Raw genomic sequence first — 14,331 nt, 5'->3', positions numbered from 1 at the left:
GAACAGACTGGATATCGATTCGGCCCGACCCCCGCCGCCCTGTGAGCGCCGACCGCAACCGATTTCGGGGTGAACCGTACCCAAGGCCGTCACATTTCGCAAGGATTATTTCAGCCCTGTAAACCAAGCTTCATTGCCCCGTAACATACCGTTAACCTATGGGCTCTCTAACCCAAATACCGGCACACCCCTTTTCACTCAGTCATACACCCGACGCAACCAGGCCCACACGGCCCGCAACCCCTGGGCCTCACCCCCGGCCGGCCGGCCTGGACGATCCGACAGATTCCAGGCGTAGATATCGAGATGCATCCAGTCCCGGTCCGCGGCAACGAAATGATCCAGGAACAGGGCGGCCGTCAGGCTCCCCCCCTGGGGCGTGGTGCCGGTATTGGACAGGTCCGCCAGCGCGGGTTGAATCTGACGTTTATAGGGTTTGTAGAGCGGCATGTGCCACAGGGGGTCTTCCTCCGAGAAACTCAGGTCCTGCAGTTGCCGCAGGGCGGCCTGGTCACGCCCATACACCGGCGGCAGATCCTCACCCAAGGCCACCCGGGCCGCGCCGGTCAGGGTGGCGAAATCGATCACCCGTTCGGCACCTTCCTCGCAGGCCAGGCTCAAGGCATCGGAGAGAATGACCCGCCCTTCCGCATCCGTGTTGCCGATTTCCACCGTGGTGCCATTCCGGGTGCGGATGATATCCGACGGACGATAGGCGTTGCCGGCAATGGCGTTTTCAACTGCCGGCACGTACACCCGCAGATGTACCTTGAGACCCAGGCTCATGATGATCTCGGCGAGGCCAATGACATGGGCGGCACCCCCCATGTCCTTTTTCATCAGCACCATGCCGGCGCCGGGCTTGATATTCAGCCCCCCGGAGTCAAAGACCACGCCCTTGCCCACCAGGGCCAGGCTGGGATGGTCGGGGTTGCCCCAACTCAACCTGGCCAGGCGCGGTCCCCGGCTGGCCGCCTGGCCCACGGCATGGACGGCGGGAAATTCCCTCTTGAGCTCTTCACCCTCATAGCAGTAGTAATCGGCATTGAATCGCTCGGCCAGCGACTCAAGTGCTCCGGCCAGTTCCTCGGGGCCCAGATCGATCGCCGGGGTATTGACCAGATCCCGAACCCGGGACGCGGCACCGGCCAGCACCTCGGCCTGCTGCCGCCATTCCGGCTTGACCGTCAGACGTGCCTGAGGCGCCGGCATGGATTTGTAGCGATCAAATCGATAGGCACCCAACAACCAGCCCACGCTGGCGCGGATGCCCTCCTCGTCCGACCAATCCCCCGCCAGGTGATAGTCGCCGGCCGGCAATTGCCCCGGCAGACTTGCCAGCGCCCAGATGCGCTCATGCTCCTCGTGACCGACGAGCACGGAGCTCACGCCACCCTGGCCGTCCGGGACCAGGAGATGTCGCCCGGCCTCACCCTCGAAGCCACTCGCCCTGGCCCAATCACGAATGTCGGCATCAGCCTGTTCCAGCCAGGTTTCGAAATCGTCCCGGGTAACCGGATGGATTGGAGTGGTGCCAGTGGCGGACTCGGTCAACATGCCTGTCTCCTGTGGGTGATTTGCAGGCGCAACAGAATATCATCGCCGCCCGGCTTCTGTGTGTCCCAGAAGCGTAACGGGCAGCATTCACGGGCGTCCCCCACCTAACGCACCAAGAACTGGCTGGGGGGAAACCATGTCACAGCGCAAGCGCCGCTTCTGGCTGGGAGGCAAACGCAAGCCGGATCAGGATCGTTTTTTTCGCGATGCACTGGATTCTCGACTCTGGCGCGAAGGTGACGAATCGGACTGGCAGGCTGCCTGGTACACCGGGATGCCAAAGCCGGCGGTCTTCCGGCAGGCAAGCGCCGGGCACCGCATCAACCACATTCCGGGCAATAACAGTCTCACCATAAAAAGCCGCCTGCATCAGACCCTGGCTGCCACCCGATCCCGCATGCTGGCTCGATACGGGCCGGATCATGACTTTGTAAAGCGCCTCAACTTCTTTCCACATACCTTTGATATGCCGAGGGATTATCATGCATTTCAGCAGGCAGCGTGTGACCAGCCCGAGCGCCGCTGGATCCTCAAGCCCAAGAACTCCTCCCGAGGCCGCGGCATCAGCGTGGTCAAGGACCCGGCCCTGGTGCCCGGCGGCGAGGACTGGATGGTCCAGTCCTATCTGGACCGGCCCCATATCATGCGGGGGCGCAAATATGTTCTCCGGCTGTATGTACTGGTAACCAGTGTCGATCCGCTGCGGGTCTATCTGTACGAGGAAGGCTTCGCCAAACTGGCTTCCCTCCCCTGGAGTCTGGATGACCTGGACAACCCCTGGGTCCACCTCACCAACCCAGATGTCAATGCCCTCAATGCCGATGCCGACGAACCGGTGGTCTTCGTCAACATGGCCGGCTACCGGGAATGGCTCCGAGAACAGGGGGCGGAGCCGGAGCCATTGTTTGAACGCATACGAGATCTGGTCACCCTGACCCTTATCGCCTCGCGGGAACATTTTCTGCGCCAACTGCGGCTGCGGGGCGCTGACCCAGCGGCCTGCTATGAACTCCTGGGCCTTGATTGCCTGGTGGATGAGGAACTCAAACCCTGGATACTGGAGTGCAATCTGAGCCCATCCATGGAAGTTGCCGCCGCACCCAAGGATGGGGGCGACACCGAAGAGGCAATCAAACGGCAAGTGATTCAGGACATGGTCAATCTGATCGGCCTCAATGAGCAGGACTTCCCGCCCCGTTCCTCTCAACCGGACCCGCTGACCGCGGCCGAGGAAGACATGGAACGGGAGACGGCCGCTGCCGGGGGCTTCCAGCGACTGATGCCCAATGCCCAGGGCGAGCAATACCTGCCCTACTTCCCCATGCCCCGTCTTGCCGATCAGGTATTGGCTGAACGTCTGGCGGCAAGCCCCCCGGATTCGCCGGCCATCCCCCCCGCACAGGCCACCGAAGTCATCGACGATGGCAAGCTATACCTCTGTGATGCGCACACGCAGCGTATTCGACAACCCAATGAGACTGCCAGCCTGGTCTGGCTCCTGGCCGGCGAGGGACACGGGCCCGACGAGATCGCAAAGCAACTGGCGGAGCAGTGTGAACAGCCCACCCCCGGCCTGCGCCAGCAGATTCGTCATGACGTCTGGCACATCCTGGCGGACTGGTGCGATGAGCGATTGCTTGCCCACAGCGCAGAGACGGCCCCAGCCGCGCCGGAAGCCGAGAGCGGCCCGCTACAGGCAAGAACACTGACCCTGGCCGGGCGCAACATCACGGTCCAGAGCGCGGACAGACCGGTCATCCACCGTATCGAAGCCTCTCTCGGCAACTGGCTACATGATGGCCCGGGCGCGGGCCCCGTTCTGACCGTGGCTCAAACACCGGGGGCCTATGAGCTTCTGGAAGATGGCCGACACATTGACGGGGAACTGTCACTGGCAGAAGTTATCCCGACACTGATCGAGGCCTTGCTCAGGCTGGCTACCGATGACAGTCAACTGCTGCTGGACGGCCTGGTCATCCGAACCGACGACGGCCACGGGGTGCTGGTGCTCCACGACCAGCCCGGCGGGTTTGCCGGCCTGGCCACGGACTTGGCCCTCGCCCGCGGGCTCAGCCTGGGACACGGCCTGCTGATCGACGAACAGGGTCAATGTCACGCACTGGGACTACCGGCGCGGCTGCCTGAAAGCCGGGCACAGCGCCCCCATCTCCATCAAAGCGGCAGCGGCGAAATCTGCGCCTATGACGCCGGCGCCGCCGCTGACAACGCCGGCCCGCTCGATATTGAAGCGGTCCTGATTCCCACGGAAAGCGCCAGCAAGGCCCAGAGAGAACGGGTTTTGTTCCTCGAGCGGGCCATGAAGGGAGAGTTGCGGGCGCCCGGCCTGACCAGCCGTGAAGCGACGAACCGTCTGGTCAGTTGGTTAAAACAGCGGCAGGTGAAAACCCTGCATCCCGACCAGATCAGCGATGCCGTCGAGCAACTGCTGTTGCCGGCCAAAAAATCCCAAGACAGTGGCGTAACAGCCGCCTGCGCTGATCGTCCCAATCACTGAACCTATCTACGACACCAAAGGAGGGGTAGCATGCCTCAACCCACATCCACAAACGACCCGGCCCTTGAGGGAGTGAAATTCCACTCCCATTGGTTGCTACGCATCGCCTGGGGCAGTGTCTTTATCTACATGGGCATCGACAAGTTCATGGGCGGTGGCCTGCAGGAGTTTGCCACCGCCATGGAGCTACCTGTGTTCGCCGCCTTCCTGGTGGCCTTGGCCGAGATCGCTGCGGGGCTGTTGGTCCTGCTTGGGCCATTCACTAGCGGCTGGATCACGCGGCTGGGTGCATTGGCAGCCATCCCGGTGCTTCTGGGTGCCATATTCATCGCCCATTGGGGGCAATGGCATTTCATGGCAACACCGGATTTCCCCATGGGCGGCATGATGTTCCAGGCCACCCTGCTCTTCCTCGGCATTTATTTGCTGATTCGGGGGAATGACATCTGATGGCGTTTTGCTATCAGGATCAAGACTAGGAGGAATCCATGTCCGATGAGGAACTTGAAAAAAATCAATTGCTGAAAAGCCTGTCACGCGGCGTTGCCTACGTGGCGCCCGCACTTGCCATCGTCGCCGGCGGCGCAACCGTGCATGCCATCAGCTCCGACGTGGTCACGGACCGCGGTTATCTGATGGCCGCGGCTGGCGAGGCCGAGGCAGAGGGCGAGGCCATGCCTGAAGCAGAAGGTGAAGGTGAAGCAGAGGCTGAGGCTGAGGCTGAGGCTGAGGCAGAAGCTGAGGCAGAAGCTGAGGCAGAAGCTGAGGCAGAAGCTGAGGCAGAAGCTGAGGCAGAGGCAGAAGCAGAGGCAGAAGCAGAGGCAGAAGCAGAGGCAGAAGCAGAGGCAGAAGCAGAGGCAGAAGCAGAGGCAGAGAGCGAAGGCGAAGGTTCTTACTAATCGCCTTTCAGGCCCCGAAAGTAAGCCACCGCTGACCCGCTGGCCCGCGGGCCAGCGGTGGCTACTTACTGCTCCCTCGATTAGACCACCGTGTCAGCGACCAAGCTCGGTCGGCAGCGGCGGCTGCTCCCGGGGCACATCATCCTCCCAGGACTCAAGCTGATCGAGGATTTCCTCGATGGCGCTTTCCAGCTGGCTGTCACGGCCCTGGTTGGCGGCCACCGGATCCAGCTCCACATGGATATCCGGGGCGACGCCCTCGTTCTCCACCGACCAATTGTTGTCCCGGTCGATGAAGCGGAAATGGGGCACGGTCATGAAGCCGCCATCCACCAGTGGTGGATTGCGGGATATCCCGATCAGACCACCCCAGGTCCGGGTCCCCAGCAACTTGCCGATACCCAGCTCACGGAAGGAGTACGGCAGGAAATCACCGCCGGAACCCGCATCCTGATCGATCATCATGATCTTGGGTCCATGCAGTGCGCCCATGGGCGTACGGCTCATCTCGGCATCACGGTAGGCCCAGTTGGCCAGATGCTCGCGGCCAAGGACTTCGGTGATGTAGTTGGCGGCCTGACCGCCTCCGTTCGCCCGCTCGTCAATGATCAGGGCCTCGCGATCAAGCTGGGCGTAGAACATCCGGTTGAAGTAGCGATAACCGGCACCGGCGGTATTGGGCAGGTAGATATAACCCACCCGACCGTCAGTGGCTTCCTCCACACCCCGCCGATTGTCCTCGACCCAGCCCCAGAGCCGAAGCTGGTTCTCGGAACCGACCGGCCGGATCTCCAGGTCTCGACTGTTGCGACCGGTGGCGTCGGGGCCGACGGTCAAGACGATCTGCTCATTCACTGTGTTCTGCAGGTGCTTGAAGAGATTATCGTCTGCATTGATGTCCCGGCCATTGATGGCAAGGATGTATTCACCCTCCCGGGCCTTGTTGCCGGGAACCGCCAGGGGGCCTTCCAGGAAGGGGTTCCAGGATTCGCCGGAATAGATCCGATCAATCCGGTAGCGGCCCTGATCAATACTCAGGTTTGCACCCAATAGGCCTGTACTGGGACCCGAGGCCCGGTGGACGTCACCGCCGCCTACCCGGTTATGGCCCGCATGCAGCTCGGCAATCATCTCCACCAGAACATCGTTGAGGTCTTCCCGTCGGCCCACATGGTCCACCATCGGCCGATACTGCTCGTAAACCGCATCCCAGTCCGCGCCGTGGAGATTGGAGGCATAAAAGAAGTCCCGCTGCATGCGCCAGGCTTCATCGAAGATCTGTGCCCACTCCTTGCGCGGATCCACATGCATGCGCAGATCGCCGAGATCCAGACTCTCCGGCTGAATCTCGCGGCCAATTTCCGCCACGGCCAGTGAACCATTCAGCATCCGCAGCAGCATGTGACCACCCCGGGCGGTTATTTCAAAATCAAGCAGGCCCGAGAGCATGGTTTGCTCTTCCCGCTGCTCGAAGTCAAATCGCTGCAAACGGTTCTCGAGCATGGGCGAGGAGCCTGGCGGCTCGCGAGTGGCCCCGGGCTGGACCCGGCGCATGTAGAACAGGCTGCCGTCTTCGGATACCTGCAGGGAGCCATAATTGCCCTCGGGCACATTCAGGGCGACGGTGCGACGAAGCAGCCCCTCGAAATCAATTCGGGTTTCCACTGAATCGCCGTCGTTATTATTGCCCTCATCCATTTCCTCATCGCCACTACCGGGCAACAGAGGCGACGGCTCGTCGGCACGCAACACAATGGCGTAGATGCCGGCCCGATAGGGACGCTCCTGACTGGTCATGTCCAGACCGAATTGCCGGGGGCCGGTGTTGGTGGAGGCGGCAAAGTAAAGATGCTTGCCATCCCGGCTGAAGACGGGCGAGGCGGTGTCGGCCATGCCGTCACTGATCAGATGGCTTTCACGCCGATCAAAGTCATAGACCTTGAGATCACGATAGAAGTTGGCCTTGAACTTGGTATAGGCCAGCCAGCGACCATCGGGGGAAAGGGCAACATCGATGGGCCCTTCCCGCGGCGCGGTATCCACATGGCGAATACGGCCACGATTAAGCTCGATATAGTGAATGCCCTGGCGGTTATCGGTGAAAATGATCCGCCCGTTCTCGGCATCCCAGGTCTCAAGTTGATAGAAGTCCGACCCCAGCTCAAAACGCTGACGGTCACCCAGGCCCCGCTGATCACTCACCACCAGGGTTTGCCCTTCCAGGGACTCCTCGATCCAGGCAAGCTGGTCTCCCTTGGGCGACCAAATTGCGGTGTACTCTCTTTGCCCATCCGTGCGCGTCAAGTTGCGGGTGGAGCCTTCTTTTACCGGCACCGTGAACACTTCGCCACGCGCGGTGATGATGGCGCGCTTGGCGCTGGGCGATATGCCCACGTGCTGGATATTCCCTCGAACATCGCGCCAGTCAGCGCGTTGCTGCGGCAGATCCGGATTGATACTGATATCAATTCGCTCGACCTGACCATTAGTCAGGTCGAGCTGATAAAGATACCCGCCCGCCTCATAGACCACATCCGAGCCATTAGTGCTGACCCAGCGGATGTCCCAGGTTTCCTGATTGGTGACCCGCTCTACCTCGCCACTCTGTTCGTCGAAGCGGAACAGATTGAAGAGCTTGTCATCGCGATCGGAGAGGAAATAAACCTGATTATCAATCCACAGGGGATTGATGTCATTGACACGCTTGCCTTCGATGTCGACAACCTCATCGGCCTCCACATCGAGAATACGGATGGATGGCGTGGTACCCCCCCGATAGCCCTTCCAGCCGGCGCTGCCACCATAGAGCCCATTATAGGCCGGGCCGAAATCGATATAGGCAAGCCGACGGCCTTCCTCATCCCATTGACCACGGAAGAAGCGGGCATCCATCTGCTTGACAGGCGCGCCGCCTTCGCGAGAGACATGGAACAACTGCAGGGAGCGGCCATGATCAGTCTCCCGGCGAGAGGCAAAGGCCACGGACTCGCCATCGGCACTCCAGCCCACCGGGGTGTCATTACCCGGGTGCCAGGTGAGGCGCTTGGGTTGGCCACCGTCCACGGCGATCACATAGACATCGGTATTGCCTTCATAGGCAGCCGAATAGGCAATCCATCGGCCGTCCGGGGAGAAGTGGGGATTATTCTCTTCGGCGTCGTCCGCTGTGAGACGCCGGGGCTTACTGCCATCCCGCTCGCTGACCCAGATATCACCGGCATAGACGAAGGCCAGGTGCTCATCCGACACCGCCGGCTGACGCAGCAGGCGGGTGGAATCGGCCAGCGCGGCCAAGGGAAGCGCCAGGGCCATCAAAAGGGTCAGGGAAAGCAGGACCAATCGCTGAGAGACTTTCATACACGAACATCCTTGCGGCTGAGATGAGGCAGACGAATCTACCGCAGACCGCGACCCCCTGCCAGTACCCTTTACCCTGCCGGGCGGAAAAACGCTGACATGGGTCAATTTGCCCCTTGATGGATTCAAGGATAATGCCCCTCCGACCGTTACAGTGACTGTCACCCGCAACTCAACAGACATGGACCTGCTGATGCGACTCCTGCCAAGCGGCACCAGTATTCGCCTCCTCCTCCGCCTTGCCGTCGGCCTGATGGCCGGGCTGCTTCTGGCCATGGTGGCCTGGCAGGCAGCGGTGATCTATCTGCCGCAGTACCAGCAGGCCCGGCAACTCGAGCAAACCAGCGCCGCCCTCGATCAGCTGCTGAGCGCTGCCGATGCCCAGCGGCAGGAGCGGGACCAGATCCATGCTTGGCTGGCCGGACTCCACCTTGGCGCTAGCGAACGAGGGCAATTGAGCGAGGCAAGCGAAAGGCAGTTGGATCAGGCCCTGACCCTGGTCGAAGCCCTGCTGGCCACAGAGGCCCGGTCCCCTGTCCAGGCCCCGCTTGAGCAAGTAAAGGAAGCCGCGCAAGTACTTGCCGACCTGCGCGACCGCCTGGATCAGGGTCGCGAGGTGAGCCCGGCGCAGTGGATGGCGGCCAGTAGTGAATTGCTCCAGGCACAGGATGGGCTGGCCGAAAGCCTGATGGCGCGGGTTGGTGGTGGTGGCTCAGTCCTGGTCAATAGCCTGCGTCAACAACAGGCCCTGTCTCGGGCAGCCGAGGACATCAGCCGGGAACGGGCCTTGATGGCCCGGTCGCTATTGGAAGAAGACCTCGATCTCGCAGCTGACCCCGTGCGCAACGGTATGGGCGCCCTGCAGATCGGTCTGGATAGCCTGATGGATGAGCAGGCCCTCGCCCCGCGCATGAATTTCAATTCCTTCGCTCTCTTCCTCGCTGACCGGGAGCACGCCAGCCACAGCGAGCGCATTCGCCTCGCAGAACAGGCGCTGGTGTCTATCCTCGACGATCATGGTGCCCTCCGAGAGTCGCTCCGTGACGGTACCCGGGACAACATCCTCGTGGAACAATGGCTGGACAGCGGTGAGCAGGCCCTGACAGGAATGCGGGATCTCAGCGCCGCCATTGCCGCCCTCGGCAATAGCCGTATCGCCGACCTTCGTCGGGACGGTCTCTGGTCCATATGGACGGTGGTCTTGATGCTGCTGGCAGGGCTGGCGCTCAGCGGCTTTGCCCTGTGGACCGTGGAAGGCATTGGCCGGCGAATTCAGTCCCTGTCGGAAACCATGGATGAGGCCGCCCGTCATCATGATCTGACCCTGCGGGCCGAGGTTTGCGGCGGCCGAGAGCTGCAAGCCCTGGCACAAGCCTTCAATACCATGCAGGCGCGTTTTGAAGGCATTATTGCCGATATATCCCGGGCCGCGGAGGCAGCCTCCCAGGAGATGGCTCAGGTCCTGGACACGGCCAAATCGGTGGAGCGTGGCGCCGAGACACAGGACCGGGACCTGGAGCAACTGGCCGCTGCCATGGAAGAGATGGCCACCGCCGTGGAGCATGTCGCCGAGCACACCGGTACGACCGCCGAGGCAGCTCGGGATGCCGACCAGACCGCCCGGGATGGCCGCCAGATCGTCGGTGAAGCCGTGGCCGTGATCCGCGGCCTGCACCAGGAAAGCCACCAGATCACCAAGGTTGTCGAGGTGATCAACGAAATCGCCCTGCAAACCAATATGCTCTCCCTGAATGCCAGCGTAGAAGCGGCTCGGGCCAAGGAACATGGCAAGGGCTTTGCGGTGGTTGCCGAAGAAGTCCGCCGTCTGGCAGTCAAGACGCGGGAGGCCACCGCCCAGGTGCAAAAACTGCTGGGCCAGTTTCAGGAGCATGCGAACGACGCCCTGGAGGCCATGGCTGGACAGGAATCAGTAACAGACGACGACCGTGACCAGGATGGACATAATGCCGATGCGGCCCTGGAAAAAATCGTCAAGGCGGTCAATGCCATCCGCGACCTGAGCAGCCAGGTGGCCATGGCGGCCGACGAACAATCCCAGGCAGCGGCGGACATGAATCAACGGATCAACAGCATCTCATCGGTCTCCCAGGACACCAGTCAGGCGGCCCACCGCTCCGCTCAATCCGTGGATCGAATGGAACAGACACTCACTCACCTGAATGAGACAACCCGGGTGTTTCGCATCAAACATTAGAGAAACTGTGGTCCCCGCGACTCCACCTCGTACAGTACCCGGTTGGCCAGAGACACAGCTTCTTCCCGGGGAATAAAGGGAATCCGTCGTGGCCCGTCTGCCAGCCACAACTCCAGCTCCACCAATCCGGCACGGCGCTGAAAGGGATTGCTCTTCACCCGCAGGTGCTGAACCCGGTGCATGGCAAAGGCTTCATCATGCCGCCCCAGAAAGCCGCTGCTGATGAACAGGTAGCCCTGGTCCTCGGCCCAGCGCCAGCGGTGATGGCGCAACTGCACCGCCAGGCCGGTCAACAACACGATAATGACGACCGGCACTGATGCCGCCACAATCACCCCCCAGGGTTCCGAACCCAGACGCAGCATCAGAAAAAACAGGCCCACCAGGAGCAGAAGCTGGATTCGCGGCCGCCAGAATGCCTTGAAGCGTGGGTCCACGCCCTGCATGTGCGACGGCCAGCGACAGCACGGATCAATGGCAAGCATCAGATCCCGAGATGCCGGCCGGGCAACGCCCGGAATCACCATGGCGCTGCTGGACTCCCCGCCCTCCACAGTGTCGCCCGCACTCGCCTGGTGACCTTTGAGATAACACTGCCCCAATAACCGCCCCACCGCCGACTCGACCCGCGACAACGCCTGCAGCTTTTCCAGCCGCAGGCTCCGTTCCCGGGTCTCGAACAGACCGTGACGCGCCCGCAGCCGATCAGGCGCGAGAAACAACTGGTAGGCGTGGTAGCGAACCGTCGAGGCCACACCGGCGGCCAGAAAAAGCAGCGCCAGAATCAATGCAAGCCCGGCCGGCAGCATCACCCCCCAGCTCAGGCCGAGCTCGCCGGCCAGCCCCCCGTCAAAGCGATTGAGCCAGTCACCCACCCGCTCATTGATCCTCCCTGACATGGGGCCGTAGAGACCACCGAGTGCCGCCAGCAGCAACCAGACCTGGCCACTGGCAACCCCGTGCAGGAAAACTCGGCCGGGTCCGGGCGCATGCAGGCACTGCCCTCGCACCGGGCCCGGCTCAGCCGCAGGTTCCTCGTCCTGCGCCAAGACCGTAGGGCTGGTACTGGCGCGGCGACGGATATCCTCGGCCACCGCCCGAGGCAGGGCCTCGATGCTGACCTCTTCTCCCTGCCCGCCGGCGGTCTCCACGACCACGCCCAGACGGTCCATTGGCCGAAGATAAAAGGCCTGGCGCAACTCCACATTGCGGACCCGGTCCCAGGGTACCCTCAGCTCACGGCGCTGAAACAGCCCACTGCGTACCCGGATGGCATCACTGTCCAGGCGGTAACGGAAACGGCGGTGCCAGGCCATGGCGTAGAGAACCAACAGCAGCAAGGCTGCCAGGGCCAGCAGACCCAGCTCTCGCAGACCGAAGCCAGCAAGCAGAACGGCACCCGCCCCCGCGCCAAGCAGTGCAGGGAGCGATTCCCGAATCATGCGTACCCCGATCCGCAGCCCTACCGGCAGCAGGGCAAACCAGGACAAGCGCCGCCATGCGGTCTCATTCTCAATCATGGGCAGGATTGCCAGGCTCGGCGTCGATACTATCCATCAGGTGACTGCGGATGCGCAGGGCGGTATCGGCAGACAGGCCATGAAAGACGAGGTCGGCGGTGGCACCGCCGGCGGTAAAGCATTGCAGGCGCATGAGGCCAAACCAGCGTTCCACGGGGCCGGATGCAGTTTCCACATGCTGGATACGGGCAATGGGCAGGACAACCTCGCGCCGCCAGACCACACCGTGGCGCTCTACCAGATCCCGTTCCCGCACGGCCCAGCCCCGATAGGCCGGCTCCAGCCAGGCATGGCCGATAGCGGCCGCCGTCGCCAGACTGGCCACTATCCCTACCCACAGTGCCTGAAACCAACTGAAAATCAGTCCGACGCCGACCACGGCCACCACACTGACCACCACCATGAACAGGCAGCCGGTCAAGAGATTGTAGGGACGGTAGCGGGCACTGACCGGATTGACTTCGAGCCGGGAGAAATCCGGCAACTCGCCCACCGCGACCGGCTCGTTGGAAAAGCTTTGCTGGTTCACAATCCCCCCTTGCTTGCCATCGATCAATCTCCTCTAGAGCAAGGAGATCTGACTACCCGATACCTCCGGATGCCGGAACTGGCCACAGTCCAGAGATACTTGCTCGCGTCGATACAGTCCGACCCGCCGACGGGCCAGTTGCATGCGTCGGGCAATGAGGTCGGCAAAGGGCCCCTGCCCTCGCATGCGACGACCAAAGTCGCTGTCATTATCCCGACCACCCCGCATGGACTGCAGTATCTTCATCACCCGCCCGGCGCGATCCGGATAATGCGCCTGCAGCCACTCCCGGAACAGTTGTGATAGTTCATGGGGCAGGCGCAGGATAACACTGCCGACACAAACCGCGCCCGCCGCAGCCGACTCCGCCACGATGGTCTCCAGTTCCGGGTCATTGATGGCCGGTATGACCGGCGCCAGCAAGATGCCCGTCGGCACCCCCGCTTCGTTCAAGCGCCGCACCACCGCCAGGCGCCGCTCGCCGGATGGGGTTCGGGGTTCCAGGCGCCGCTTCAGCTCACTGTCCAGCGTGGTCACGCTGACCATGACATTGACCAGCCCCCGCCGAGCCATGGGCACCAGGATATCCAGGTCTCGCAGGATCAAGCCGCTCTTGGTGAGGATGGAGACCGGATGCCGGCAATCGGCCAGCACTTCCAGAATCCCACGACTGATGCGGTAATCCTTTTCCACCGGCTGATAGGCATCGGTGTTGGCCCCCAATACGATGGGCGCGCATCGATAGGACGGCCGTGCCAATTCCTCTTTGAGACGATCCGCCGCTTCCAGCTTGGCAAACAGACGGGTCTCGAAATCCAGCCCCGGCGAGAGGTCCAGATAGGCGTGGCTGGGTCGGGCGAAGCAGTAGATGCAGCCGTGCTCACAGCCCCGGTAGGGGTTGATACTGCGATCAAAGGGTACATCGGGAGACTGATTCCGGCTGATGACCGTGCGCGCCGGATCCGGCATGACCACGGTTTGCGGGGCCGGCGCCTCGTCCTGCCACCAGCCATCATCCACCGCCTCATGCCGCACCGGCCGAAACCGGGGTGCGGGACTGGAACAGGCCCCGCGCCCCTTGTGCTTGCCGGGGTTTCTCATGCCCTGGGCCTCCAACGAGAACTGTACACCCATACAGTACCCGCGAGGAAGGCCACTGGCAAGCCATCAGACCCGGCTGCGGGTGCGGCCCACCTCCACGCCGGACAGTTCCGTCAGCTGCTGGATGAAGGCCTCTCTTTCCCGTGGAGAAATCATGACGTACTTGCCAATGCCGTAGTTGATCTTCAGACGATCAAGCGAGAGCGCCGGGCTGGACAGGGGGTTCCTGGTCGGAATGATGCTGCGAATCTCGCTCACTGGCACTTGCCACTTCACCGGCCCACTGCGAACAATCAGTCGCTCCGGGCTGAGGACGTAATAGGTGCCCGTCAAAAGCCATAGCGGTAACAATACCCCCAGTCCCCAGACAGCCAGATAGGACCACCATGCCTCATGCCCGCTCAGGAACATATTGACGCCCGAATAGGCGCAGACGCCCATTACCCCCAACAAAACCAGCAGCAGCCAGGTATCAATCTTCGATCTGTACACCCTTTTCATTGTCTTTCCTCGTTGATCTGACAAGCGCTATCCATCACGCCACTGATCGTCCCCATCCAGCTCATCTTCCTGGCCCGGCAAGGGCTCATCGGGAAGATCGGAATTATCGAACACCGCGGCCGCCATCGGATCCCGAT

Annotated in this window: 10 protein-coding genes; 4 read left to right on the top strand and 6 right to left on the bottom strand. The window is 62.1% G+C overall.

Features of this window, described 5'->3' with window-relative positions:
* Nucleotides 1–198: 198 nt before the first annotated feature.
* Nucleotides 199–1,557 carry a leucyl aminopeptidase family protein gene (locus tag ACJWXQ_RS07780; RefSeq protein WP_346052497.1) on the bottom strand — a complete coding sequence of 453 codons (1,359 nt, stop codon included), beginning with the start codon at nucleotides 1,555–1,557 and terminating at the stop codon, nucleotides 199–201.
* A 136-nt stretch (nucleotides 1,558–1,693) separates the two neighbouring features.
* Here ACJWXQ_RS07780 and ACJWXQ_RS07775 point away from each other — a divergent pair, with 136 nt between their 5' ends.
* Genes ACJWXQ_RS07775 through ACJWXQ_RS07765 form a run of 3 tightly spaced genes read left to right on the top strand, consistent with a single transcriptional unit; the run spans nucleotide 1,694 to nucleotide 4,971 of the window.
* Entirely contained in the window at nucleotides 1,694–4,072 is a 2,379-nt protein-coding gene (locus ACJWXQ_RS07775; protein WP_346052498.1) for a PqqD family peptide modification chaperone, read from the top strand.
* Nucleotides 4,073–4,102: 30 nt separating this feature from the next.
* Nucleotides 4,103–4,522, top strand: a complete 420-nt coding sequence (locus tag ACJWXQ_RS07770; RefSeq protein ID WP_346052500.1) for a DoxX family protein — start codon at nucleotides 4,103–4,105, stop codon at nucleotides 4,520–4,522.
* 38 nt (nucleotides 4,523–4,560) lie between these two features.
* Nucleotides 4,561–4,971 (top strand): hypothetical protein, encoded by a 411-nt coding sequence (locus ACJWXQ_RS07765; protein ID WP_406672528.1) that lies wholly within the window; start codon nucleotides 4,561–4,563, stop codon nucleotides 4,969–4,971.
* A 93-nt stretch (nucleotides 4,972–5,064) separates the two neighbouring features.
* On the opposite strand, the gene ACJWXQ_RS07760 is transcribed toward ACJWXQ_RS07765, so the two are convergent.
* Entirely contained in the window at nucleotides 5,065–8,328 is a 3,264-nt protein-coding gene (locus ACJWXQ_RS07760; protein ID WP_346052504.1) for a PDZ domain-containing protein, read from the bottom strand.
* A gap of 193 nt (nucleotides 8,329–8,521) precedes the next feature.
* Between ACJWXQ_RS07760 and ACJWXQ_RS07755 the strand changes: the two genes are divergently transcribed.
* Nucleotides 8,522–10,543, top strand: coding sequence for a methyl-accepting chemotaxis protein (locus tag ACJWXQ_RS07755; protein ID WP_406672527.1), 2,022 nt, complete (start codon nucleotides 8,522–8,524; stop codon nucleotides 10,541–10,543).
* On the opposite strand, the gene ACJWXQ_RS07750 is transcribed toward ACJWXQ_RS07755, so the two are convergent.
* From ACJWXQ_RS07750 to ACJWXQ_RS07735, 4 genes are all read right to left on the bottom strand, one after another.
* Nucleotides 10,540–12,063, bottom strand: coding sequence for a PH domain-containing protein (locus ACJWXQ_RS07750; RefSeq protein ID WP_406672526.1), 1,524 nt, complete (start codon nucleotides 12,061–12,063; stop codon nucleotides 10,540–10,542). The two genes, ACJWXQ_RS07755 and ACJWXQ_RS07750, sit on opposite strands and share 4 nt — an antisense overlap.
* Nucleotides 12,056–12,592, bottom strand: coding sequence for a PH domain-containing protein (locus ACJWXQ_RS07745; protein ID WP_406672525.1), 537 nt, complete (start codon nucleotides 12,590–12,592; stop codon nucleotides 12,056–12,058). Before ACJWXQ_RS07745 ends, ACJWXQ_RS07750 begins: the two co-directional genes overlap by 8 nt.
* Before the next feature lie 33 nt (nucleotides 12,593–12,625).
* Nucleotides 12,626–13,693 (bottom strand): PA0069 family radical SAM protein, encoded by a 1,068-nt coding sequence (locus tag ACJWXQ_RS07740; RefSeq protein WP_406672524.1) that lies wholly within the window; start codon nucleotides 13,691–13,693, stop codon nucleotides 12,626–12,628.
* A 66-nt stretch (nucleotides 13,694–13,759) separates the two neighbouring features.
* Nucleotides 13,760–14,194 (bottom strand): PH domain-containing protein, encoded by a 435-nt coding sequence (locus ACJWXQ_RS07735; RefSeq protein ID WP_406672523.1) that lies wholly within the window; start codon nucleotides 14,192–14,194, stop codon nucleotides 13,760–13,762.
* Nucleotides 14,195–14,331: the final 137 nt, after the last annotated feature.

The organism is Natronospira sp. (assembly GCF_007134575.1).
Classification (GTDB): domain Bacteria; phylum Pseudomonadota; class Gammaproteobacteria; order Natronospirales; family Natronospiraceae; genus Natronospira; species Natronospira elongata.
This window is presented reverse-complemented; position numbering and strand designations above follow the sequence as displayed.